The organism is Desulfomonilaceae bacterium, from assembly GCA_041662605.1.
In the GTDB taxonomy this organism is placed as follows: Bacteria; Desulfobacterota; Desulfomonilia; order Desulfomonilales; family Desulfomonilaceae; genus CAJBEZ01.
In genome coordinates this window covers 186,320-210,028 of record JBAZSD010000004.1, presented here as the reverse complement: position 1 = coordinate 210,028, position 23,709 = coordinate 186,320, and the positions used below count along the sequence as shown (strand labels likewise).

The 23,709-nt window shown below is 48.3% G+C and carries 21 protein-coding genes; 12 read left to right on the top strand and 9 right to left on the bottom strand.

Translation table 11 applies throughout. The features are described 5' to 3' along the window. Nucleotides 1-2: 2 nt before the first annotated feature. Nucleotides 3-1,394 carry a Na+/H+ antiporter NhaA gene (nhaA, locus tag WC647_05335; protein MFA6221718.1) on the bottom strand — a complete coding sequence of 464 codons (1,392 nt, stop codon included), beginning with the start codon at nt 1,392-1,394 and terminating at the stop codon, nt 3-5. A gap of 198 nt (nt 1,395-1,592) precedes the next feature. Between nhaA and WC647_05330 the strand changes: the two genes are divergently transcribed. The 5 genes from WC647_05330 to WC647_05310 are packed head-to-tail and all read left to right on the top strand — an operon-like array spanning nt 1,593 to nt 6,133. After that, a complete protein-coding gene (locus WC647_05330; protein ID MFA6221717.1) occupies nt 1,593-2,813 on the top strand; it encodes an ABC transporter substrate-binding protein in 1,221 nt (406 codons plus the stop codon). Between the two features lie 18 nt (nt 2,814-2,831). Continuing rightward, nucleotides 2,832-3,725, top strand: a complete 894-nt coding sequence (locus tag WC647_05325; protein ID MFA6221716.1) for a branched-chain amino acid ABC transporter permease — start codon at nt 2,832-2,834, stop codon at nt 3,723-3,725. Nucleotides 3,726-3,740: 15 nt separating this feature from the next. Next, nucleotides 3,741-4,697 carry a branched-chain amino acid ABC transporter permease gene (locus tag WC647_05320; protein MFA6221715.1) on the top strand — a complete coding sequence of 319 codons (957 nt, stop codon included), beginning with the start codon at nt 3,741-3,743 and terminating at the stop codon, nt 4,695-4,697. Further along, complete coding sequence (locus tag WC647_05315) at nt 4,698-5,435, top strand: ABC transporter ATP-binding protein (GenBank protein MFA6221714.1); 738 nt, start codon at nt 4,698-4,700, stop codon at nt 5,433-5,435. It abuts the gene before it with no gap. Then, entirely contained in the window at nt 5,435-6,133 is a 699-nt protein-coding gene (locus WC647_05310; protein MFA6221713.1) for an ABC transporter ATP-binding protein, read from the top strand. Before WC647_05315 ends, WC647_05310 begins: the two co-directional genes overlap by 1 nt. Before the next feature lie 96 nt (nt 6,134-6,229). On the opposite strand, the gene WC647_05305 is transcribed toward WC647_05310, so the two are convergent. The 3 genes from WC647_05305 to WC647_05295 all read right to left on the bottom strand — a co-directional run bounded on the left by WC647_05305 (nt 6,230) and on the right by WC647_05295 (nt 10,545). Then, nucleotides 6,230-7,879 carry a mechanosensitive ion channel family protein gene (locus tag WC647_05305; GenBank protein ID MFA6221712.1) on the bottom strand — a complete coding sequence of 550 codons (1,650 nt, stop codon included), beginning with the start codon at nt 7,877-7,879 and terminating at the stop codon, nt 6,230-6,232. Between the two features lie 108 nt (nt 7,880-7,987). Beyond that, entirely contained in the window at nt 7,988-9,388 is a 1,401-nt protein-coding gene (fumC, locus tag WC647_05300) for a class II fumarate hydratase (GenBank protein MFA6221711.1), read from the bottom strand. Between the two features lie 161 nt (nt 9,389-9,549). Then, nucleotides 9,550-10,545: an MBL fold metallo-hydrolase gene (locus WC647_05295; GenBank protein ID MFA6221710.1), complete on the bottom strand. Its 996-nt coding sequence runs from the start codon at nt 10,543-10,545 to the stop codon at nt 9,550-9,552. Nucleotides 10,546-10,740: 195 nt separating this feature from the next. On the opposite strand from WC647_05295, the gene WC647_05290 reads away from it, so the two are divergent. After that, nucleotides 10,741-12,924 carry an ATP-dependent RecD-like DNA helicase gene (locus WC647_05290; GenBank protein ID MFA6221709.1) on the top strand — a complete coding sequence of 728 codons (2,184 nt, stop codon included), beginning with the start codon at nt 10,741-10,743 and terminating at the stop codon, nt 12,922-12,924. A 19-nt stretch (nt 12,925-12,943) separates the two neighbouring features. Here the strand turns inward: WC647_05290 and WC647_05285 are convergent, their stop codons facing one another. Next, nucleotides 12,944-13,159 (bottom strand): hypothetical protein, encoded by a 216-nt coding sequence (locus tag WC647_05285; GenBank protein ID MFA6221708.1) that lies wholly within the window; start codon nt 13,157-13,159, stop codon nt 12,944-12,946. 263 nt (nt 13,160-13,422) lie between these two features. Between WC647_05285 and WC647_05280 the strand changes: the two genes are divergently transcribed. The 4 genes from WC647_05280 to WC647_05265 all read left to right on the top strand — a co-directional run bounded on the left by WC647_05280 (nt 13,423) and on the right by WC647_05265 (nt 17,969). After that, entirely contained in the window at nt 13,423-14,313 is an 891-nt protein-coding gene (locus WC647_05280) for a 3-hydroxyacyl-CoA dehydrogenase family protein (GenBank protein MFA6221707.1), read from the top strand. Between the two features lie 25 nt (nt 14,314-14,338). Beyond that, nucleotides 14,339-15,580, top strand: coding sequence for an acetyl-CoA C-acyltransferase (locus tag WC647_05275; protein MFA6221706.1), 1,242 nt, complete (start codon nt 14,339-14,341; stop codon nt 15,578-15,580). 60 nt (nt 15,581-15,640) lie between these two features. Further along, nucleotides 15,641-16,495 carry a 3-hydroxyacyl-CoA dehydrogenase NAD-binding domain-containing protein gene (locus WC647_05270; protein MFA6221705.1) on the top strand — a complete coding sequence of 285 codons (855 nt, stop codon included), beginning with the start codon at nt 15,641-15,643 and terminating at the stop codon, nt 16,493-16,495. A gap of 106 nt (nt 16,496-16,601) precedes the next feature. Next, entirely contained in the window at nt 16,602-17,969 is a 1,368-nt protein-coding gene (locus tag WC647_05265) for a cation diffusion facilitator family transporter (protein MFA6221704.1), read from the top strand. A gap of 188 nt (nt 17,970-18,157) precedes the next feature. Here WC647_05265 and WC647_05260 read toward each other — a convergent pair whose 3' ends face one another. After that, nucleotides 18,158-19,399, bottom strand: coding sequence for an MFS transporter (locus WC647_05260; GenBank protein ID MFA6221703.1), 1,242 nt, complete (start codon nt 19,397-19,399; stop codon nt 18,158-18,160). Between the two features lie 290 nt (nt 19,400-19,689). Further along, nucleotides 19,690-20,241 carry a cysteine hydrolase family protein gene (locus tag WC647_05255; protein ID MFA6221702.1) on the bottom strand — a complete coding sequence of 184 codons (552 nt, stop codon included), beginning with the start codon at nt 20,239-20,241 and terminating at the stop codon, nt 19,690-19,692. 211 nt (nt 20,242-20,452) lie between these two features. On the opposite strand from WC647_05255, the gene WC647_05250 reads away from it, so the two are divergent. Both WC647_05250 and WC647_05245 read left to right on the top strand, forming a co-directional pair. Continuing rightward, a complete protein-coding gene (locus tag WC647_05250) occupies nt 20,453-21,373 on the top strand; it encodes a ketopantoate reductase family protein (protein ID MFA6221701.1) in 921 nt (306 codons plus the stop codon). Between the two features lie 52 nt (nt 21,374-21,425). After that, nucleotides 21,426-22,307 (top strand): MBL fold metallo-hydrolase, encoded by an 882-nt coding sequence (locus WC647_05245; GenBank protein MFA6221700.1) that lies wholly within the window; start codon nt 21,426-21,428, stop codon nt 22,305-22,307. Between the two features lie 48 nt (nt 22,308-22,355). On the opposite strand, the gene WC647_05240 is transcribed toward WC647_05245, so the two are convergent. Next, the gene (locus WC647_05240; protein ID MFA6221699.1) at nt 22,356-22,928 is read right to left on the bottom strand and encodes an HD domain-containing protein; all 573 of its coding nucleotides are present in this window, start codon (nt 22,926-22,928) and stop codon (nt 22,356-22,358) included. Between the two features lie 126 nt (nt 22,929-23,054). Further along, complete coding sequence (locus WC647_05235; GenBank protein MFA6221698.1) at nt 23,055-23,696, bottom strand: CBS domain-containing protein; 642 nt, start codon at nt 23,694-23,696, stop codon at nt 23,055-23,057. Nucleotides 23,697-23,709: the final 13 nt, after the last annotated feature.

The window sequence follows — 23,709 nt, the reverse complement described above, 5'->3', positions numbered from 1 at the left end:
TGTCAGGTTTGTACGATCTCAGGTTCGTCTCCTTCGCCATTGGTTTTGCTCTGGGAAGTCACATAGAGAACCAGGAAACCCACAATAAACGATATCAGAGATGCGAGCAGTATGCTGATTTTGGAGGCATCCAGTTCGGGCGACTCTCCAAAAGCCAGATCAGCGATAAAAATTGACATAGTAAAGCCTACACCGCCAAGAATAGCCGAGCCATAGATTTGCCCGAAGCTCACTCCGGCAGGCATTACTGCGAAACCTGCCCTCACGGCAATCCAGGTCGCTATAAATATTCCTAACTGCTTTCCCACGAACAACCCAATTGTAATACCGAGCGACAGCGTAGTAGTCAGGGTCTCTGACATTTGAACCCATTCCAAGATTACTCCGGCATTGGCCAGAGCAAACAGAGGCACTATGAGAAAAACGACCCAGGGATGTAGTGAATATTCGATTCTTTGAAGAGGAGTCTGCACATCTCTACAAAGATTCTCCAATTTTCGAACCATGTTTTGTTGATCGTCGTTTGGGCAATTGTTGTGACAAGACACTTGTGCGCATTTTAGGCCATCAGCGATCTTTGCCAGACGATTTGAGAATGTCATCATATCGTGGCGACAACGCGCGGGTATGGTAAAGGCGACCAGAATTCCTGCCACGGTCGAATGTACTCCCGACATGTAAAGAGACCACCACACCATAAGTCCGACAAGTAAGTATGACAAGGGCCTACGATAACCCAGTATGTTGAAAGACACGAGGACGATCAACCAAATGCCGGCGAGAAAGAGGTAACCAACAGCTAACTGGGAGGTGTAGAAAATGGCGATTACCGCAACTGCCCCGAGGTCGTCAACAATTGCGAGCGATACGAAAAAAACCTTGAGGGTATGGGGTACCCTTGACCCTAGGAGCGTGAAGGCCGCCATGGTAAACGCAATGTCCGTTGCCATGGGCACGCCCCAGCCTTTTACCCAAGGAGTTTGAGCGTTAAGCAGGTAGTATATGGCCGCAGGGGCAATCATACCGCCCAGCGCCGCCGTAAAAGGTAACGCCGCCTGTTTAAAGGATGCCAATTCGCCTACAAGCATCTCGCGTTTGATTTCCAGACCCACAACAAAGAAAAAAATCGTCATCAGGCCTTCATTGATCCAGAAATGGACAGACTTATCCAGCGAGTAATCGCTTATCCTAATCTCGAGATGCGAGTGCTTAAGCCATTCATAAGATTCCGCTAAATTAGAGTTGGCCCAGACCAGAGCGACCACCGTAACAGCAAGCAGGAGTATTCCACTCGCAGCCTGCATGGACGCAAATCTGTTGAACGGTTCCAGGAGTAATTCTCCCAGGGCTTCCCCTGCCTGAAACAATGTATTCTGTGAAGAGTTCTTCTTCATTTTTTTTGATTCCATGATGTAGGATCACTTAACGCTTACGGATTTTTCACGAAAACACTTGCTCAGTCAACCCCCTGGGTTCCCCTTGATTGTTTAGTGGAAAAGCTCAACCTGTTCTACTATACTCATCCTCGGGGGATCATGGAATTTGACCACCCGCAGTTTTTGCCGGGAACTTGAAAAACAGGGAGGTTTGTTATGAGAAGTATTGTTTCAGTATTCACTTTAATGTGCGTAATTGTGGGCTTGCTTGCCTTCGGCAGTTTAAGTCCAGCCGCGGATGACATCAAGATCGGGATTATCGACACCTATAGTGGGCCTCCGAGTTCATACGCATTGGACGTTCTGGATGGATTCAAACTTGCGTTAAACAAAATAAACGCTAGTGGCGGTGTCCTCGGCAAAAAAATTAGCTTTGTCACCAGGGATGACAAATTCAAGGTTGATCTGGGGCTGACACAGGCTAAGGAACTGATAATGCGTGAAAATGTCAATCTGCTGATGGGAACAATTAATAGCGCAGTTTCTCTGGCGGTTTCAGATCTTGCCAAGAAAGAAAAGATACCCTTTTTGGTGACTTACGGAAAAAGCTCTAATATTACAGGGGCCAAAGGCCACAAGTATGTTTTTTCAATGAATGAAAACACTGAAATGATCGGAAAGGCAGCCGCCATCGGTTTATCAAAGCGTCCGTTTGTAAAATACTGGATTGCTGGTGACGATTACGAATATGGGCACGCCATAGCTGATGGAGTCTGGAACCACCTAAAAAAAATGAAGCCGGATGTCCAGTTGATGGGCCAGTCTTGGTGGAAGGTAGGTGAGCCGGATTTCACGCCCTATATAACTTCTATCCTTTCAGCTAAACCGGATGCGGTCATCGTGGCTACCGGAGGGGCGGGTTGCATACCATTTCTGAAGGCTGCAAAGAACACGGGTTTCAATGAGAAAGTGCCTATTTATATGCATACGGCCACCGAATTGTCCACTTTGAGACCATTGGGACTTGACGCTCCTGAAGGTGTTATCGGAACAGCCAATTATTATTTTTACTACCCTGAAACGCCTGAAAATAAGGTTTTCGTCGACGAGTTCAGGGGTGCTTATAATCGTTATCCTTCATTCGGGAGCTTGATCGGATGGTACACCGCCAATTTCATCGCCAAGGCGTATGAGAAGGCGGGAAAAGTTGACCCGGAGAAATTCGCTGAAGCCCTCTCAGGACTGACCATTGATAGTCCAGTTGGAAAGCTTACCGTAAGGCAATTTGACAATCAGTTGATGCTGCCAATGTTTATGGGGGTCACCAAGAAGGGCCCCGGTTATGACTTCCTGATCGCCACGGATATAATGACTATCCCGGCGGCGGAACTCATGCCTTCAATTGAAGACATAAAAAAGGCTAGAGAACACAAATAGTGATCTGAAACAACGAGCATGGATTTATCAACAATCACGCTGAATGGCTTGGTTCAACAATTTATTGTGGGATTGAGCCGTTCAACCATTCTTTTCATCGTGTCCTCGGGGCTGAGCCTGGTTCTTGGTGTGCTTAGGATCCCGAATGTGGCGCACGGCTCTCTGTACATGATTGGGGCTTTTCTGTGTTACTCGATCGCTTATGTCCTCGGCCCCGGCGCCACTGGGTTCTGGCTGGCGCTAATTCTTGCCCCGATAGGTGTGGCCCTGATTAGCCTTGTTGCGGAACGGGGCCTTTTCTGTCATCTTTATGACAGAGAGCATCTCATGTTGCTCCTTTTTACCTTTGCCTTAATGCTCCTGTTCCGTGACCTTGTAAAATTAGTGTGGGGGTCGGAATATAGATCCATGAGCCCTCCGGAGATTTTGCAGGGCTCATTACCCATCCTCGGTATGCCGTTCCCGAAATACAATCTGTTTATGCTCAGTTTAGGCCCTTTGGTCGCTTTTGGGCTCTGGTACCTGACTCAGCGAACCAAGATAGGAAAAATTGCAAGAGCGGCGGCGGTTGACCGAGATATGGTGAGCGCTGTAGGGATAAACGTTAGTTGGGTTTTTGCTTCCGTATTTGTAATAGGTTGTTGTCTGGCAGGCTTGGGTGGAGCTCTAGTGGCTCCGACCCAGAATATCAACCAGGGTATGGACCATACAATAATCATGGAAGCGTTTCTTATCGTGATTATCGGGGGCTTGGGCAACGTCTGGGGGGCGCTGCTCGGAGCATTGATCTTTGGGTTGACGGATTCTATGGGAATACTTGTTTGGCCTCAATTCTCAATCGTTTTCCCTTACGCCGTGGTCGTGATTGTTCTAATCTTTCGTCCTAAAGGACTGCTGAGAGCAACGTGGTAGGGAGGTTGCAAGAGCGTGTCGGGCGGATTTAGCAGAATAAAATTGGCGGTCTTGGCTTTATCCCTGATAGTAGCGCTCTCAGTAGCTCCTCTTGTGTTGCCTCGTTTTTTCAACTATTTGCTCGCCCTAATGCTTCTAACCGGCTTGTTGGCCACCAGTCTAAACATGGCTCTTGGTTTCGGAGGCATGTATCAATTCCATCACGCCGTGTTTTATGGCGTGGGGGCCTATACGGTATCACTTTTCCTGATGAAGACGTCTTTGCCGCCATTAGTGGGTTTTATTGCAGGACCATTAGTTTCGTCGTTTCTTGCGTTGATCATGGGGGTTATCTGCGTCCGACTTTCCAAACTGTATTTTGGAATGCTTCAACTATCACTCGGATCATTGGTCTGGATAGTCATCTTTAGATGGTACTCCTTCACAGGAGGGGACGATGGACTTCACGGGGTTCCTGTTCCTGAGTTGATAAGCTCTGTAACCGGATCCTACTACTTGACTCTTATTGTTTCAGTTCTGTGCATGGCCGTGATGTACATGATTCTGAATTCTCCCTTTGGAATGATTCTCCAGGCCATTCGAGACAACCCGGAGCGAAGTGAAGGCATAGGCGTTCAGGTCCACTATCATCAACTCGTGACACAGATGATAGCGGGTTTTTTCGCCGGAGTGGCTGGAGCGCTCTTTGTAGCGGTTGAAGGATCAGCCTTTCCAGATCTCCTTTCTTGGACCTTGTCCCTCGAACTCATAATCATGTGTCTTCTCGGCGGGTGGTTCAGTTTTTTTGGGCCAATGCTGGGAGCCTCTATAATTGTATGCTTGAGGACCATCGTAGGCATCTATACTCAGTACTGGACCATGGTTCTCGCTATAATTCTTATGCTTCTGATTTTTTTTCTTCCAGAAGGAGCGCTTGGTTACCTTCAACGTTTTTTCAAGAGTCACGTTAGCTCAACTGGAGAGGGTAGATGAATGTTGAGCGTTAGAGACGTTCAGAAATCTTTTGGTCCTTTTCAGGCCGTTAAGAAAGCCGAACTGGAAGTTAAAAAAGGTGAAATAGTCGCTGTTATTGGGCCGAATGGAGCCGGCAAGAGCACTTTGTTCAAACTTATTTCCGGCTATCTTAAACCCGACAAAGGTCGTATCGTTTTCAATGGACAAGATATCGGGGGATTGTCTCCTTATCGGGTTTGCAGGCGCGGCTTGAGTATGTCTTTTCAGATTGTCAACATCTTCAGCCGGTTGACGGTTTTTGAAAATGTTCAGGTTTCCGTGCTCTCACGCTTGAAACGGGGATTTGATTTAGTCACTCCGGCTGGAAGAGTCGCTATATCAGAAACTGAAAAGATATTAAGTAGTGTCGGTTTGAACGGAATCGGCTCAAGGGTAAGTGGTACATTGTCCCATGGCGAGCAGAAGGTTCTTGAAATAGCGATCGCATTGGGGGCCAATCCTGATCTGCTAATTCTGGATGAGCCTACGGCCGGAATGTCTCCGGAAGAGACGGCAGGCACGATAAAGTTGCTGGAACATCTGAATTCAGATTTAGGATTAACAATTCTTTTCTGCGAGCACGATATTGAACTCGTTTTTTCCTTCGCAAACCGTATTATGGTAATGCAACAAGGCATATCACTTGTCCAGGACGTTCCATCTCTGGTCAGGGAGAACGAGCGGGTGAAAGAAGCTTATCTCGGGGGGGCCCGTTGATGCTCGATGTAAGAGAGATTCATACTTTCTATGGGTTGAGTCACATACTGTTTGGGGTTTCCCTAACTGTTTCCCAGGGAGAAATAGTCTGCCTGCTCGGGCGCAATGGGGCGGGTAAGAGCACAACCATGAAGAGTGTCATGGGCATAAATCCCCCGCAACAAGGCGCAATCCAATTCAAAGGCAAAGACATAACCGGGAAAAAGCCATATCAGATCGCAAGGATGGGAATGGGCTTTGTTCCAGACGACAGGCGGGTTTTTTTCGATCTCACTGTTGAGGAAAACCTTGAGATATCGGAAAGGCCGGTCGATAAAGCGGATTCATGGGATCGACACAGAGTGTATGACTTTTTCCCGGCTCTTAAACACATCAGATCCAGAAAAGCCGGCTTTTTAAGCGGTGGAGAGCAGCAAATGCTGACCATCGGTAGAGCCCTGGTTACCAACCCGGAATTGTTGCTGTTGGATGAACCCACTGAGGGTTTGGCTCCGATACTTGTAGGAATGCTGGAACAGCACATAATGGCCTTGAAGAAGGCCGGTCTCACCATCTTATTAGCCGAACAGAACCAAAAGACCGCCCTGAGTCTGAGTGATCGAGGCTATATCCTGGACAATGGCGTCATCCGGTACCAGGGGACGATTCAGGAATTACGTGAGAACGAAGAGGTGATGAGAAAGTATCTGCTTGTTTAGTTGTTAGATGCGCTATTTCATCAACGAGCGGATGAAGAAACTGTCCCTGATTTTCTTGACCAATTCTTTCTCCGTTTACAATATCAGGAATGATTGTCAACTCGTGACAACGTGAATATCTCGTTGAGGGAAGGGCATGGTGATTCCTCTCCTCTGGAATTCCTCACAGATGCCCCAATTTAACTGAGACAGAGCGCGTCCCCTGAACTCCGGTAGTTCTATCCAGCAGAGTAAAGAAAAGTTCAGCGATGAATCTCCGAATCCCAAGAACCTTATTGATGGCGGAGGAAAGGATGTAACATGTTCACTTTTGGAAGCGACAGCCAGTAAAGCTTCTTCCACTTCTTTTGGATCTGAACCGTAGGCTACGCCAACAGGGACATGAACTCTGGACACAGTGACCGGAGCGCTCCAGTTCACTATCTTCATATTAGCGACAATCGAATTCGGAATTGATATGAGAATCCCATCTCTTGTGCGGATGCGTGTGCTCCTGAAGCCGACCTCGGAAACAGTGCCATGTTCACCGTCACCGACTACAATGTAATCACCTGGCTTAAATGGCCGATCCAGAATTATCATGATAGTTCCGATGAGATTGGACAACGCTTCCCGTCCGGCCAGAGCGACAGCAAGGCCGCCGATTCCAAGGCCGGTGACCATGGAATACGTGGGAAGGCCTAACCTGGCCCCGAAATCTATAGCCAAAATGGCTATAATGATTGACGCCAGGATTTGAAATCCTAGCCGTATGAGCTGAGTGTCCATGCCCTCTTTGGCGAAACCGCCCAAGAAAATTACCACTGATGCAATTCTGTGGAGCACGGCGCCTACAAACCAGATTCCACCGAGATAAAGAAAAAGCAAAAGAGCCAACGCTATCGGCAAATAGATCTCGGCATTGAAAATATGCAGTTCGTAGACAATAAACCATAGACCAATCTTGGAGAAAGATATCAGACCTAGAGGTAAAATTAATCCTCCCACACTATGTTTTAGACTCGACCCCATTCGCCTGTCTAATGCCTCAAGTGCCTTTCTTCCATATATGTAGGCTAGTAGGGTCGACAGAGCGCTGCCCAGAATGAATAGCGCCAAACCCGCCCACTGCCAAAAACGCAGCCCGAAAAAATGGGTCATGGCCCAACCGGGAAGGTAATTAATAAATTTCCTAGTTATGAAAAGCCCCCCGTGGGAAGTAAGTTCTTTGTACGCCCCCATACCTTCGGTTCCCCACAAATATGGAAGCCCCTCAACTTTGCGGTAAAGCTCTGGCGCTGTTTTCAAAGTATCAGGAGTGAAACGGAACCTTTTCACGGGGGACTGATCTTTGACAAGGCCAATGGTGATAGGGGTATAAGGTATGGTCCAACTGGTTATTTTTTGGTCCTGGACAGCTTTTTGGTCTGGAATGTCATCGTAAGGAGGTATTTCGATACGATGGAGGATTTCCGCTAAATACAGCATGCTCTCAAATCCAATCGCCTCCCTGAGATCAGGTAATTCTTCGTCAAGATTGAGGCATTGTAAAAGCCGTTTTACGTAAACCTTGGTTTCCTGAAAATCCCCTGCCATATAGGCGGATGCGGCTTTATGGGAGTTTTGTATAAAAGATTCCAGCGTGGCCCTTGGGCTTGAGATGTCTACGGGATCAAGAGGATGAATTGCGGAATCAGCGAGAGCTGTACCACCTAGTAACAGGGAAATTAGCGCCCACAGCGCCAGCGCAATTAAGGGTTTTCTCATAATATGGTCCTCAGCTTTACTGACGAAGTTTGTCCTCATTGAGGTTTGTCAGGCAATTGGGCGATTACCAGAGCCTCTGGTAATTAATCAAGAGTCGGCGGAAAGTCGTCAATCAGCGACGTATGGATGGACCATCTTTTTAGGATCAACTATTCGATCGTAATCCTCCGCGCTTATATAGCCAAGCTCCAATCCCGCCTCCTTCAGTGTCAAGTCGTGGTCATCGGCGTAGCGAGCGATCTCTGACGCTTTGTCGTACCCTATCTCCGGAGAAAGAGCTGTGACAAGCATCAATGAAGCTTCCAGAAAGCGGCTTATTTGTTTGAGATTCGGCTCTGTGCCTTGAATGAGAAAAATATTAAAGTTGTTGCACCCGTCGGTAAGGATACGAATCGACTTCATTATGTTGGAGATAATCAACGGTTTGTAGACGTTCATTTCCAGATATCCAGAAGCCCCTCCGAAACCTACCGCCACATCGTTAGCCATGACTTGAACGGCTATCATCGAGAGCGCTTCACACTGTGTGGGATTAACTTTACCCGGCATGATCGAGGATCCGGGTTCATTCTCAGGTATCTTTAATTCATGAAAACCACAGCGAGGCCCGCAACTTAAAAGCCTGATGTCGTTGGCTATCTTGTAAAGTGAAACGGCCAGGGATCGTAGGGCCCCGGAAAGCATCACCAGTGAGTCATGAGCGCCCTGAACGGCAAATTTGTTAGGCGCGTTGACAAAGGGCAAATCGGTTAAGCGGGCGATCTCAGCGCAGGCGTCCTTTGCAAATCCAGGGGCTGCGTTGAGTCCAGTTCCCACTGCGGTGCCACCAAGGGCCAATAGGTACACGCCTTTCAGGCTATCCTTGATGTGGCGTAGGGCCTCATCCAGCATCCCTACATACCCATGCCACTCCTGGCCGAGAGTCAGAGGTGTAGCGTCCTGCATGTGCGTGCGGCCTATTTTGACTATGTCCTTCCATTGTTCGGCTTTGGCGGCAATCGCATCACGGAGCGCCATAACAGTCGGAATCAGGTTGCGCTGAACACCGACAGCGGCTGAAATGGACATTGAAGACGGGAAAGTGTCATTTGTGGATTGGGACATGTTAACATGATCGTTGGGATGCAACGGTTTCTTGCTGCCTAAAGGGGTCCCTGCAATTTGACAGCACCTGTTAGCAATAACCTCGTTAACGTTCATGTTGAAATCGGTTCCGCTGCCGCTCATCCACACATGAAGAGGAAATTGATCATTATGTTGTCCAACCAGAATTTCATCGCAGGTCTGGGCAATGAGATCCATTTGCGCCGTGGTCAGTCTGGCGCCTCTGTGATTGGCCAATGCAGCGGCTTTTTTAAGGACAGCGTAAGCGCCCACCATTTCACGTGGCATCAGGTCATCGCCGATGCTGAAGTGTTCGAGGGAACGCTGGGTCTGAGCCCCCCAAAGTTTGTCGGCTGGGACTTTCACCTGCCCAAGGCTATCTGTCTCAATACGGAATTCCTGCATGATTGTCTCCTGGTATTATGGGCTAGTCGCTGAATGACACTGGTTGGAGGACTGTGCGTTGTGGCCCGTCCGGCCATGCGCCTTAAATGCGTCATCTTCCGGATAAATGTCAATATTGATCGCTCTCCTGTAACTGCAGGTTACAAAATCTGTTTCACCAGTCACGTCTTCAACATGTAAACCCTTATTGAGTCTTGTTTGACAGTGGAAATCAAGCCCCTTTTTTCCAGAACCTGCATGTGCCCGTAGACTTCAGAGAGTCCAAGAAACAGCTCTATTCCTTCCAGCGAATGGAACACCTTTATTGTCATTTCGTAAGGTGTCATCCGAATCAACGGCTTGGAGTACGGTTCATTTACTCCTAGAATGTCCAGGATCTTGTCCATACGTTCTGAATGATGGGCGTACAGTTCTTTGACCCTTTTGCGATGGTTCAGAAACGGTTTACCGTGTCCCGGGAACACCTTCGTGATAGGCAACGCCTCAATGGCGCCCAGGGATTCTATGTATCTCTCCAGGCTCCTATAGCTGTCGTTTTCTCCCTGTGAGTCTAATTCTACAACGGGGTTGGAAGTTATCTTCTCCAGAAGGCTATCCCCTGAAAAGAAAGCGCCATATTCTCTGTCAAGGAGACAAATGGAACCAGGGGTGTGCCCGGGCGTATGGATAACCTCAAGGCGACAATCATCAAAAGAGAAGATTTTCCCACCATCGAGCGGCTTGACTCCTGAAAAACCCAGATAAAATCTCTTAAACCGCTCAGATATGAACTTCAGAGTCTCTTCCAATATAATTCGAGGCACACCAGCTTCGATAAAAAATTCCCCAAACTTTTCGCTCCGTTTCAAAAAGCCATCCTCGCCCCGATGGTTCATTTTTTCCGCGTCCCACGAGTGTATGTACACCTCGGCGCCGCTGAGACTGACGATTCTTGGAACCAGACCGATATGGTCTGAATGGGCGTGAGTCAAGATTATCCTCTTTAGTCCTTCAACTGTGCCGCCCGCCTTTTTGATTCCTGACTCAACGGCTTCGAATGATTCATCCGTGTTGACTCCTGCGTCGATGAGGGTAGGAGTTGAGTCGTGGATATAGTAGCAGTTGACCCTATCGAGAGCGAATGGAGTTCTTATTTCTATTCTATGAGCTTTGGTCATCAGTCCCTAAACTTTCTTTGAGCCCGGACACACAAAAACAGATATACATTTCCGTCGGGTCATTAAATGATTTTTATCCCCCCTTTAGCCTATCCTACAATCACTTTTTTATAGTTGCCATAACCAATTGGCTCTGCTAACTCAATTCCTAATAATTTTTTCTGATTTCATGTTCTACTTTTAGGATTCTGTTTGATGGTTTCAAGTGTTCAAGGCCAGATAGAGCGAATCACCTTCCACAATGAGGACAATGGATTCACCATACTTCGGCTCAAGGTCCCGGGATATCGGGAGCTTGTCACGTTGGTGGGAAATCTTATGGCTCCATTGCCCGGCCAAGTTATAAATGCGACCGGAGAGTGGACCAATCATCCTCAATTTGGTGAACAGTTCAAGGTCATTCAGTATAAGACGCTGGTTCCAGCTACCGTCACTGGAATAGAAAAATATCTTGGTTCCGGGTTAGTCAAGGGAATCGGGCCAATCATGGCCAAAAGGATAGTCAAGCTTTTCGGTGAAGATACACTGGTAATTATTGACGAGTCGACAGGCCGTCTCTCTGAGGTCGAAGGCATCGGGGAGAAACGTCTAAGCATGATTCGCAGGGCGTGGGAAGATCAAAAGCACGTACGTGAAGTCATGGTATTTTTGCAGGGCCATGGTGTAAGCGCTGGATATGCGGCAAAGATATACAAACAATACGGAAACAAGTCCATCGGGGTAGTCGAGGAAAACCCTTATCGCCTGGCAATGGACATCTTTGGAATAGGGTTTGTTACTGCTGACAGGATAGCCCAGAATCTCGGATTTCAGAAAGATTCCGCGGTGCGTGTGCAAGCGGGGGCCATTTACGTCCTGAGTCAAGTTGCTGAGGAGGGACATGTGTATTATCCCCTTGTGCCTCTTCTGGAAAAGTGCGTGGAAATTCTGGAAGTTGATCAGAATGCTATTACAAAGGCGCTGGAGAGTCTATCCTCGGATAAGAGGATAGTGATCGAGAGCCTGTCGGGCCAAGATACTTTGGCTGTATATCTTTCGACATTTTACATGTGTGAAACCGGTGTGGCGTCAAGGGTGAAAACTCTTACCAGAGCGCCATATTCCAGAAGGAAGGTAGACACCGAAAAAGCTGTTGAATGGGTGGAAAGGGAGATTTCCATGTCCCTTGCCATGAATCAGATTGAAGCGGTCAAGTCAGCTCTTGACAGCAAGATCATGGTAATTACTGGTGGACCGGGGACAGGGAAGACCACTATAATCAAAGCCATATTGGCTATTTTTGAACGACTTTCGGTTGAGATCCTCCTGGCGGCTCCCACAGGCAGGGCGGCGAAAAGGATGAGTGAGGCTACCGGCCGTGAGGCAAAGACCATTCATAGAATGCTTGAGTTTAGCCCAAACAAAGGGGGCTTTCAAAGAGATGACAAGCATCCGTTGGTGTGCGATTTACTAATAATCGACGAAGCCTCCATGATTGACACCGTGCTCATGTACAACCTTTTAAAGGCCGTGCCGTTGCATTCAACACTGATCTTGATAGGGGACGTAAATCAACTTCCATCGGTAGGTCCCGGGAATGTGCTGCAAGATATAATAGAATCCGGAGCTGTCCCCGTGGTTAGACTTGTTGAAATTTTCCGTCAGGCTCAAGACAGTTCTATCATCGTCAATGCCCACCTGATAAACAGCGGTGTCATTCCCCGGCTCGAGGCCTCAACTGAGGGTTGGAGTGATTTTTATTTCATAGAGAAGAACGAACCTGAAGAAGCGTTGGCTACCATTCTCAAACTTGTTTGCGAGAGGATTCAAAAGGCGTTTGGATTTGACCCAATAGACGATGTTCAAATTCTTACACCGATGAATAGAGGGACCGTCGGAGCTTCTAACCTCAATCTGGAACTTCAAAAGGCCCTCAATCCCGGTGAAGAGGGTGTAATGAGGGGGGGGCGGAGTTTCCGAATCAATGACAAGGTGATGCAGATCAGGAACAACTACGACAAGGACGTATACAACGGGGACATTGGCCGAATTTCCAGGATTGACAGGGAAAATCAGGAAGTCACTATTCTCTTCGACGGACGGGCAGTATCTTACGATTACCCTGACCTGGACGAAATAGTGTTGGCGTACGCCGTATCCGTCCACAAATCTCAAGGCTCGGAATATCCTTGTGTTGTGATACCTCTGTTGACCCAGCACTATGTTCTGTTGCAAAGGAACCTTTTGTATACGGCAATCACAAGAGGCAGGAAGCTGGTCATCGTGGTGGGATCCAAAAAAGCGATGGCAATAGCCGTGAAAAACGACAAGCCCCAAAATCGCTACACTTTCCTGAAAGAAAGACTTAGTAATTTGTTACCATACAGAGGGGAAGGATAATCTGGAGAGATCGGTTCCATTATCGCAATACGCCGGAATCCTGAAATCCGTATATTATAATCACCCCAAGCAGCATTATAGCTACGCCCGCCAATCGATTAACGACATTCTCCTCGTCAAAGAACCCCCACCCGAAAATTACGCCAATTATCATGCTTAGCCGCTTTACAGATATCATGTAAGCGACAGGGGCCATGCTTATAGAAACGAAGTGGGTTACCTCCTGAAGAGCCATGAAGACTGCCCCTATGAAGAAGAAAAAGGTGAGTCGATACAAGAGACGTGAAAAATGCGCAACCCAGAGCTATAAAAAACCACAACGGCAAGAAAGTTGTCTCCTGTAATTGTTTGTGATTGAGATGTTTTACTTAATAGTAGACCCCTTCAGAATGAAAAGGAACCTGCTTCAATCGCAAAGCGCTTGTTGGATTGCCAGGGAGTACGCTAGACATATTGTGTTATCGTAAAGAAGCAATATCGTCGAGCAGGAGGGGTTAAATGGCGCCTGTCAAAATGGTGGCAGTGATAGGGGCGGGAGTTATGGGTAGAGGCATCGCTCAGGTCTGCGCTCAGGCTGGGCGACAAGTTATCTTGAATGACGTTCACGCGCCGGCGTTAAGGAAGGCCATCAACGCCATAAAATGGTCGGTGGGCAAGTTCGTGGAAAAGGGCAGGTTGACTGAAGACACGGACACGATAATGTGTCGCATTCGGACCGACACCGAACTCTCCGGCGTGTCGGAGGCTGATCTGATAATTGAAGCTGTGTTTGAGGATCTTCGCGTCAAACAGGGTGTAATTGAGGAACTCGATTCATTGGCAAAACCGGGAGCGCTATTGGCAAGTAACACGTCGGCAATCCCGGTGACGGACCTTGCCGCTGTTACTCAGGCTCCTCAACGAGTGGTTGGACTCCATTTTTTCAACCCTGTTCCTATGATGAAGGCAGTAGAAGTGGTCAGGGGAATGCAGACTTCTCCAGGGAGCGTTGACAGGGCGACGGCATTTGTCAGGCAATTGGGCATGGAACCCATTACGGTTGAACGTGACGTCCCAGGTTTTCTCCTCAACCGCATCAACCTTGTAGGATACGTTGAGGCGATTCGGCTTGTGGAGTCCGGCGTTGGGAATGTGGAGGATATTGATAAAGGTGTGCGGCTGGCTTTTGGAAGAAAAATGGGTCCATTTGAAACAGGCGACATAGTTGGTCTCGATGTTTCCTGCGGGGCGCTGACCGCCATTTACGAGGATTCGCGAGATGACAGATTTTTTCCTCCACAATTGCTTCGGCGTAAAGTGAAGGCCGGTGATCTTGGACGTAAAACCGGAAAGGGATGGTATTCTTGGGGAGAAGACGGAACTCGGGGAGACCCTTGCAGGCGTCCGTGATGGATAAAATTGATTGGGGTAAACAATGAGAGATGCAGTGATAGTTACTGGGGTTCGAACACCCGTTGGACGATACCTGGGATCACTCAGGGAGATCCCAGCACATGACCTGGGCGCCATAGTCCTCAAAGAGGTAGTCAAACGAGCGGCGCTGGATCCGACACGAATTGATGAAGTAATCATGGGACAATCTTACCAAAGTGGGGAGTCTGTGAATGTGGCCCGAATGGCGTTACTCAAGGCCGGGTTTCCGGATTCGATCCCCGGAATTACTGTGGATCGGCGTTGCTGTACGGGTCTTGATGTCGTATGTCTAGCCGCCATGAAGATTCAGGCTGGATATGCGGATATCGTAGTAGCGGGAGGGGTGGAGAGCATGAGTAACGCGGAGTTCTATCTCCCTGGATCAATTAAGTGGGGCGTTGGCGGGGTCCATGGTATGCCTCGAGGCCACGGAGACCTGTCAACCTGGGGCCTTCCTCTCTACGATCGCATCCAACGGGCCAGGGTTATGTCGCAGCCTCAGGAGCGTTATGGAATTTTACCTTCGATGATGTCATGGGCCGAAACCGCAGCGCAAGAAGAGGCCATTTCGCGGGAGGACTGTGATCGGTGGGCAGTTGGCAGCCATCAAAAAGCATGCAGCGCACGTAAGGTTGGGAAGTTTGACGAAGAGATAGTCACTGTGCCAATTCCGGGCCACAAGGGCAATCCAACTGTCTTTTCTGAAGACGAGGGCCCGAGGGAAGACACGAGCATGGAAAAATTGGCGAAACTCAAACCTATCCTTGGAGGAGTATGCACGGCAGGAAACTCTTCCTCCGAAAACGATGGGGCTGCCGCCGTATTGGTGACCTCGCTGGAATGCGCCCAGCAAATGGGGATGGAGCCGCTCGGAAGATTGAGATCCTTCGCTGTGGCGGGAGATGATCCGCGCCATACGTACAGGACGATTCCTGCGGCCGTGGGAAAAGTTCTTTCCCAGACCGGCATATCACTTGATCGGATAGATCTGATGGAAATACAGGAGGCCTTCGCTTCCCAGGTTCTCGCCGATTTGCAGGAGCTTGGAATTGGACCGGAAGATTATGCCCGAGTCAATGTCAATGGTTCAGGGATCTCGCTGGGGCATCCCATAGCCTGCACGGGAACACGAGTTCTTGTGACCTTGCTCCACGAAATGCGTCGCCGAAAGGCTCGCTATGGCCTGGAATGCATATGTGGCGGCGGGGGGCTAGGGATTGCCGCAATTTTTGAAAGGATTTGAGCGCTTAGGTACGGGACCGACAGTCCTTGAAATGAATGACTCGTTTAAGAGGAGAAATACATGCTGATCAAGCGGGTGAGCGTCATAGGCATGGGCACAATGGGGAGCCAGATTGGAATTGTGTGCGCCCGTGCGGGGTTCCCAACCTATATGGTAGACACATCCAGCGAACAGGTGGAGAAGGGAGCCTCCACCATAAGCTCATTTCTTGGCCATCAGAAGAAAAAGGGAAAGATGAGTCAGGATGATATTGATCACATCCTCTCGCTCATTTCCACAAGTAATGATATGTCAAAAGGGGTTGCGGACGCGGATCTTGTAATAGAGGCGGTCTTCGAGGACATAGAGACAAAAAGCAACGTTTTCAAGATCCTGGATGAAGTGGCGCCGAAAGAGACCATTTTCGCCAGCAACACGTCCACTCTGTGGATTACCGAACTGGCTGCGGTTACAGGACGCAGTGATCAGTGCATTGGCGCTCACTTTTTGATTCCAGCGGCTCTGACTCCACTTGTGGAGGTTGTCAGGGGAGTGGAAACATCTGACAAGACACATGAAGCCGTTCTGGATTTTTTGAACAGATGCGGCAAGGAGACCGTCACGGTGGCAGATTCTCCAGGATTCGTAATAAACCGGCTATACTTGCCTCTGGTCAATGAGGCGTTTTTCGCTTTAGAGACGGGTCTTGCCGGCGCCGAGGAGATTGACAGAAGCTGCGTCAGGGGTTTAGCTTTCCCTTTGGGACCCCTGGCCGCAGCGGACGCCTTTGGGTTGGACATACTACTGGCTTGCATGAAGACCTTTCACAGAGAACTGGGAGAGAAGTACAGGCCGGCTCCTTTTCTTGTAAAGCTGGTCAAGGCGGGGCATTTGGGCAAAAAGACAGGGCAGGGTGTGTATCACTATGGCGCATAGGACCCTAAACGATCGAAATGCAAGCCATGAAATTTTACGACGGACCACTGGTGCAAGTTCATGACTGAAACCCAAAACAGGAAATTCCTTTGTTTAAAATGTAAACATGAGTGGGAGGTCCCCTTCGGAGGAGGACGCCAACTCATATGTCCCCGATGCGGCAGCAGCAGCATTCAGAGAACGAATCCAGGGACAAGACCGGATTATTGTAGTGGACCACGAAGAAAAATTTGCAGGCGAAGATAATCCGATAAGTCGGGTATCCGGATATTCAAAAGTCGCCATATATTCTTGCCTTGTAAACTCTTTGCTTATGGCTTTGAAGTACTATTTGGGCGAGGCTTCAGGAAGTCTTGCTCTAAAAGCCGACGCAATTCATTCTTTCGCCGACGTAATTTCATCCCTGACCATATTTTTGGGGATAGTAATCTCTGACCGTAAAACGAGGAATTTTCCCGAGGGTCTTTATAAAGTAGAAAACCTCGCGGCGCTCCTGTCGTCACTCTTTATTTTTTTCGCCGCATATGAAATTGGCGCCGAAGCATTATGGAAGGTGTCCCACGAGCAAATAAAAAATCTCCCACAGGTTGTTGGGGGAATCATTGCAATCATGGCGATAGCCGCAATTTTTTCGAGATATGAACTGAGGATCGGACTGGACGTGGGTTCCCCCAGTTTGGTGGCTGACGCCAGACACGTGACTACGGACCTGCTGGCCAGCGCCGTGATCCTGTTCGGCATAATTGGCACATACTTGGGATACCCGATTGATCGCTATGTGGCTTTATTGGTAGCTGTGATCGTGGCCCGTATTGGTGTTCAGATACTCGTTGAGGCGGTAAAAGTTCTTTTAGACGCTACCCTGGATTTTCCCACCTTAAACGGCATAAGAAAAATCGTCGAAAGCCGACAGGAAGTCGAGGAAATACTGAACATTGGAGGCCGAAATTCAGGGAGGTTCAAATTTGTGGAAATATCACTTACTACAAACTTAAAGCTTCTCAGTGACGCCCATCAACTTACTTCGGAGATTGAGGAGGAAATTCTAGATCAGTACCCAAACATAGATAAAATTCTTATACATTACGAACCTCAGCACAAAGATATTGAACTAATTGCCGTTCCTCTGGATGTAAAGGCGCCCAATCTGCCGGACGAGAAATCCAGACTATCCGACCACTTTGGGGAAGCGCCCTATTTTGCGATTATTGCAAAGAGTTATTCAAACAAGACTGTTTCAATAGATAATTATTTGCCGAATCGTTTCAAAGATCTCGAGCGCCAGAAGGGCGTGAAGGCAGCGGAGATGCTTGCAGAACATGGAGTCGATCAGGTAAGGTCTCGCGTGCGACTCGAAGGCAAAGGATCAGGTTATGCTCTCGACGCTCTGCAAATAGAGGTCGCTCAAACTTCTGCCCAAACCCTGGAAGACATGATTACTGAATTGAAGCAAGATTTTGTGACGTCAGCATAGTGTAAATTCTTATGCAAAAGCGCATTTTACGGAACGCAATTAGCTTTTCGACTAGTTCCTCCCTGTTACGAGAGGTAGAAAGTCATTCCTTTGCAGATCTGGCTCTCAATCGAGACTCGTCTTCCATGATCCAACACAATTTTACGTACTATGGCAAGGCAAAGGCCTGCGCTATCCTGGCCTTGTCGTTATGACTCCTCAGATTGTATCGGTTTCAATCCCAGGGACATGACAGCCCCGATTACGGATACTGCGCACGCGAGCAAAAACGGTCCTGTGAAAGACTTTGTTACGTCGGCAAGATACCCGCCGATCCATGGTCCAAGCGCCTGGCCGATTCCAAAAAACAAGGTTATAAAACCGAGCCCCGCTGGGGCCAGTCTCGGACCCACATAATCACCAGCCGTTGCCGCCATGATAGTTGGTATACTCCACGCAGTGAGGCCAAACAGTACAGCCGATAGATAAAATCCCAGCTTAATTTGAAACAACGCAAAAATGGCGTACGACAAAGCAAGGGCCATGTATGCCATGGCCGCTCCTCTAGCGCGACCCAGTTTGTCGGACAGACCTCCCCAGATCATTCCGCAGAATATGCTTAACCCGCCAACTAATGCCCAGAGTGTGCCTGCTTCACTCGGCGCCATACCCATTTCCCTGCACAGATACGCTGCAAAAAAAGTCATGTAGATGATGTAAGAAAAACCATATAGAAAATAAACCGTGCCAAGATACCAGACTGACCTCATTTTGTAGATCCTGCTCCAGCCCATAGGTCCGGATGGCGCTTTCGGCGGATCTCCGGCGATCCCGGCTTTTGATCCAATTTGATGTAGCCCAAGATTTTCAGGGCGGTTTCTTATGACCAGTCCGGCGATAATCGCAATAAGCAGCACTGCCGCTCCCAGGTAGTACCAGACAAATCGCCATCCTTCGGTCCCGTAGGCTCCTAGAATCACGGGGACTACGATCCCGGCGATCATGGTGCCACCGCCAATCCCTGCCGATACTATCCCTGTCGCAAATCCACGACGCTGGACCGAAAACCATGCGGAACCAAGTGCCATGGCCGGAACGTACGCAGCTCCATTTCCGAGTCCGGTGAGCAACCTGCTGCCAAAGGCAAACGAGAAACTATTTGCCAAACCGGTTAGGATCATTGTGACGCCCATCAAGACCAATGCCAGTGTGATTACAATTCGAGGTCCGAAACGCGCGGCAAGAAATCCTCCAATGATAGCCATCACGAGGTATCCGATGAAATTCCCCGTCCCCAGTAACCCTAGTTCCGTGTAGCTGAAATGTAGTCCGTCCTTCATTGCCGGGAGGATCAATGTGTAGGACATTCGGCCAAAACCGTGAGCGCCGATGGTAACCATGAGCCCTGCGAAGATAACCAGCCATCCGTAGTGCAATTTCGTTTTGGTCATTTTCCCGCCTCACCTTTTTACTCTGGACTGGGAGAGATGGTCTGAAAGAATTGGACCATGGCGTAAGTGTATAAGCTGCGCCAGAATAAGTAAACAAACAGATGCGGCGGACTTGTCAAAACGACCGAAAAAGAATCACGTATCGTGTTCCGGTAGCTGCGCCGATCGTCCAAGTGGATGGGGCTTAATTTTGTCGCATTCGGCTCAGTACCTTCATTGTGATGCTCACGTATTCCTCACGATCCGAGAAATTCCACGGGTTCAACTGGGTTAACGTCTGAATTCATCGTTCATTGCATGTTTCCCGTGATTTCTTTTGTAGAAATAACCCTCGCATAAATAGTTGACAATGCTGCCATGAAGGACCCATGAACCTCCGACGCCGTTATGGTTTTGCCCTTGAAATTCAAGTCCTTTGTGGCGCAAGCGTCTTCGGCCACAACACAACGGAAACCCAAGTCGAAAGCAGCGCGAGTGGTCGCGTCTATGCACATGTGACTCATTGCTCCGCAGATCACGAGGTTGTTAATTTTTTTGGTTTTAAGAATTTCCGAGAGAGATGTGTCACGAAAGCTGTTGGGATAGTTTTTTACCACTACAACTTCGTTTCTCCCGGGAGTTACCATTTGATTGATTTTTGCGCCATCAGTATCCGGCAAGAAAAAAGTAGCGCCTGGGTGAACTGAAATGTGCTGAATATGAATGACAGGCGCTTTAGTCTTTCTGAATTCGTTCAACAGAATTTGAGCGTTTGCTGCGGCGGATTGCATGCCGACAAGTTCCATCGCGCCACCGGGGAAATAGTCATTTTGTAGATCAACCAAAATCAGACAGTTATTCATGTTGGCTCCTTATCTTTTTATTTCCTGACCATCAACACTGAAAACTGAAAAAACTTCTTGCCATCATCGTGAACGTCCGTAAAGTTATTTTAATTAATTGGTAGTTCCTTTTTAGATCGATTTCAAACGAGAATCAGGCTGAGAAGGTAAGCTAATAAATGCCGGGAACCACTGACCGGCATGAGATAAGTCAATAGGATTGGAGTGTTCAGTGAAAGAAATCAAGACCGTTGCCGTCCTCGGAGCAGGAGCGATGGGAGCAGTATACGCATCCAAATTTTTCGACGCGTCACCTTTCTCCACGGTGTTAGTCGCTCGAGATTCACGCTATGATCGACTGAGAAAAGAAGGGAGCACGGTCAACGGGAAGCATTATCTAGTTCCAGTCGTTCACCCTGATGAGCCCTTCCGGCCCTGCGACCTCATCATCGTAGCTCTCAAGAGCCACAACCTTGCAGAGGCGGTTCCGGATTTGAAAAACCTGGTCGGTGACCAGACAACTTTTATATCAGTAATGAATGGGCTCGACAGCGAAGAATTCCTTGGTTCCGTGTATGGCATGGATAAAGTGCTCTATGCGATTGCCGTTGGGATAGACGCCGTTCGTGAGGGAAACTCGGTCACATATACCAATCCCGGGAAAATCTTCTTTGGCCAGGCTAACAATTCCAGTCTGAGTGAACAGGTCCTACGTGTGAGTGAAGCCTTTCAGAAGGCAGGAATAGCCCATGAGATCCCCCCCGACATGATACGCATGTTGTGGTGGAAATTCATGATTAACGTGGGAATCAACCAGGCGTCTGCGGTGATGCGGGTACCCTATGGAGTCTTTCAATCGTCTCCGGACGCACAGGCGTTGATGGGTGAACTGATGCGTGAGGTTATTTCCCTGGCGCAGTGGGCGGGGGTAAATCTGAAGGAGCAGGATCTCAATGATTGGTACGCCGTCCTCAATACCCTTTCCCCCAAAGGTAAGACTTCAATGTTGCAGGACATTGAGGCAGGACGTAAGACCGAGGTAGATGTCTTTGCCGGAAAGATGGTTGATATGGGTAAGAGTTACGGTATCCCAACGCCCGTTAATCAAACCTTGTTGAACATAATCCGGGTTTTGGAACAATTTCGAGATTGAGAAGACACTCAATAATCGCCTGCTAGACTGGACAAGTAGAGGGTTGCCTGAAATGGAGACAAATTTTGGCCCGCTGATATTTATCCCTGGAGACAACAACGGGAATTATCCTTGCTGTCATTCCCTGTATCTGGAATGCGACAAAAAGATTCTGATTGACCCAGCCTCCAACCGGGACAGACTCCTCACAATTCTAGATACCTCCGGAGTGGACGCAGTATGGTTGTCTCACTGGCACGAAGATCATTTCACGCATTTGGATCTATTTGACGGTAAGGAACTCTGGATATCCGAATTGGATGCCGGACCCCTGCGCAGCATAGACCATTTCTTCGACGCATACGGTATGAACTCTGATGAGAGGCCGCCATGGACAAAGACGATGTACGACATGTTCCATTTCAAACCCAGGGCGGCGGATCGATTAATTAAGCCAACGGATTTCATTGATTTGGGCGGGATGACCATTGAGGTAATTCACACGCCAGGTCATACGCCAGGACACACATCACTGTATTTTAGAGAACTGGAGATTCTGTTCCTGGGTGACTATGATTTGACATCCTTCGGCCCATGGTACGGAGACACCGGTTCAGATATCGACGCAACCCTTGAATCCGTAAAAAGACTCCGGCAGATCGATGCACGTTTATGGATTACTTCTCATGGGGTAGGTATCCACCATAGTGTCAAGCCAGAGGCTTGGGACAACTACATCAGTGTGATTGACTTACGTGATGAAAAAATCCTGGATTTTCTGAAACAGCCCAGAACCATGCAGGAGATCGTTGAGAAGAGAATCGTATACAAGAAAAAGCGTGAGCCTAAAGAATTCTACGATTTCGGTGAACGGGCAATAATGAACAAGCACATTCAGAGATTGATCAAAAAGGGATTTGTAGCTTTCGACGGGAGCGTTTATCGGCGAATTTAATAACAACGCTCCGCTAAGCTTCCTATAACGTCCAAACGAGTGGAACTACTATTGTTCTAGAGCCTTAGACCTGAGTTGTTGTTCTTCACGCGCTATCTTCTTCCCTGTTTCTGTGATGAACCACCCTTCTATTTGTAAAGCTAACCAAGGAATATGGATATTCGCATCGATGTTGAATCTCTTCGGATCTATTTCCGAAGCTTCTTTTGAAAAGCGCCACAGTTTGTCCGAGTCTTTTACAATAGCATCGTTAAGGGATAATGCTGTCTCTCGTGAATCATGACCACCTATGATCTCCACTATTTCAGCGATCAAAGCAGGGTCGTATCCCACCTTTTCGAGAATTTCACCGGCTATTCTGGCTCCTTCAACTTCATGTATCCGGTTAATTGCCCGGTCATAATCATGGGGACCAAACGCCCTGAGGTGCAATTCTTCAGGTACCATTTTCCAGCCGACATCATGAAGTGTTATTGCGGGTAACACCACTTTCGGTTCCCCGCCTTCCGCCTGTAACAACCTCACAGCAAAGCCTCTGGAAACCTCCATATGGATTTTGTTGTTCCTGGTGTCAAGGTAAGGTAAAGCCAGTTCATATATTTCCGCAAAAGGTTCAACCATATTAGACGCTCCCTCCGTGAGGAACATTAACAGAGACCTCAAAAAAAATGTAAAGTTCAAATTCCGTAGGATGGCCTTACTTTTGTATGAATCCAAAAAGCCGTCCATAAACCGTCATTGTTTAGCCTATCCCTTGAATTCCAGTATATTGAAGCCATTATCCACCAAATTCTTGTTCAAAACTCCTGAATCTTTACATTCCGTGCGTAACACGACGCGGGCCGACCCGTTCTTGCCTTCCGGAACGGTGAAGACCGCCCGGACCATGCAGTTACTATCCTCCACAATTTTTAGAATCTTTGACAAGGTTCCTTCCTGAAGATTTACATCAGCAAGGGTAATTCGCGTGCATTCCAGGCCGACCTCCAAGAGTTTAAAAAGCATTACAAAAATTTCCCGGTCGGAGAGCACTCCCACCACCTTGTCCCCATCCATTACAGGGAAAGTGCTCATTGTTCGTTCACGACCCTTCATGAGCACGTCTTCAACACTATCATCGACGGAGACCGCCACAGGCATGCGGACCATGACATCCTTGACCTTGAGCTTGTTGCAAAAGTAGTTCATTTCACATGTATTACCACTTTCACTTACACAGGTCGCCGCCTCACTGAGATCTCTCCTGTGGACAACTCCCCGTAAGCGGCCGTTATCAACCACCGGCAGCATTTTCAGGTTATTCTGTGAAATTAGAGTAACAGCTTCGGTCGCCAAAGCGTCACTTGAGATTGACAATTCTTGAGCATGCATCCAGTTTCTAACGAACATTATGGCCTCCTGA

What these genes read in the sequence shown, in the direction of transcription:
- nhaA (MFA6221718.1), bottom strand. Translation starts at nt 1,394, where the DNA reads ATGAAGAAGAACTCTTCACAGAATACATTGTTTCAGGCAGGGGAAGCC.
- WC647_05330 (MFA6221717.1), top strand. Translation starts at nt 1,593, where the DNA reads ATGAGAAGTATTGTTTCAGTATTCACTTTAATGTGCGTAATTGTGGGC.
- WC647_05325 (MFA6221716.1), top strand. Translation starts at nt 2,832, where the DNA reads ATGGATTTATCAACAATCACGCTGAATGGCTTGGTTCAACAATTTATT.
- WC647_05315 (MFA6221714.1), top strand. Translation starts at nt 4,698, where the DNA reads ATGTTGAGCGTTAGAGACGTTCAGAAATCTTTTGGTCCTTTTCAGGCC.
- WC647_05310 (MFA6221713.1), top strand. Translation starts at nt 5,435, where the DNA reads ATGCTCGATGTAAGAGAGATTCATACTTTCTATGGGTTGAGTCACATA.
- WC647_05305 (MFA6221712.1), bottom strand. Translation starts at nt 7,879, where the DNA reads ATGAGAAAACCCTTAATTGCGCTGGCGCTGTGGGCGCTAATTTCCCTG.
- fumC (MFA6221711.1), bottom strand. Translation starts at nt 9,388, where the DNA reads ATGCAGGAATTCCGTATTGAGACAGATAGCCTTGGGCAGGTGAAAGTC.
- WC647_05295 (MFA6221710.1), bottom strand. Translation starts at nt 10,545, where the DNA reads ATGACCAAAGCTCATAGAATAGAAATAAGAACTCCATTCGCTCTCGAT.
- WC647_05290 (MFA6221709.1), top strand. Translation starts at nt 10,741, where the DNA reads ATGGTTTCAAGTGTTCAAGGCCAGATAGAGCGAATCACCTTCCACAAT.
- WC647_05285 (MFA6221708.1), bottom strand. Translation starts at nt 13,159, where the DNA reads ATGGCTCTTCAGGAGGTAACCCACTTCGTTTCTATAAGCATGGCCCCT.
- WC647_05280 (MFA6221707.1), top strand. Translation starts at nt 13,423, where the DNA reads ATGGCGCCTGTCAAAATGGTGGCAGTGATAGGGGCGGGAGTTATGGGT.
- WC647_05275 (MFA6221706.1), top strand. Translation starts at nt 14,339, where the DNA reads ATGAGAGATGCAGTGATAGTTACTGGGGTTCGAACACCCGTTGGACGA.
- WC647_05270 (MFA6221705.1), top strand. Translation starts at nt 15,641, where the DNA reads ATGCTGATCAAGCGGGTGAGCGTCATAGGCATGGGCACAATGGGGAGC.
- WC647_05265 (MFA6221704.1), top strand. Translation starts at nt 16,602, where the DNA reads ATGAGTGGGAGGTCCCCTTCGGAGGAGGACGCCAACTCATATGTCCCC.
- WC647_05260 (MFA6221703.1), bottom strand. Translation starts at nt 19,399, where the DNA reads ATGACCAAAACGAAATTGCACTACGGATGGCTGGTTATCTTCGCAGGG.
- WC647_05255 (MFA6221702.1), bottom strand. Translation starts at nt 20,241, where the DNA reads ATGAATAACTGTCTGATTTTGGTTGATCTACAAAATGACTATTTCCCC.
- WC647_05245 (MFA6221700.1), top strand. Translation starts at nt 21,426, where the DNA reads ATGGAGACAAATTTTGGCCCGCTGATATTTATCCCTGGAGACAACAAC.
- WC647_05240 (MFA6221699.1), bottom strand. Translation starts at nt 22,928, where the DNA reads ATGGTTGAACCTTTTGCGGAAATATATGAACTGGCTTTACCTTACCTT.
- WC647_05235 (MFA6221698.1), bottom strand. Translation starts at nt 23,696, where the DNA reads ATGTTCGTTAGAAACTGGATGCATGCTCAAGAATTGTCAATCTCAAGT.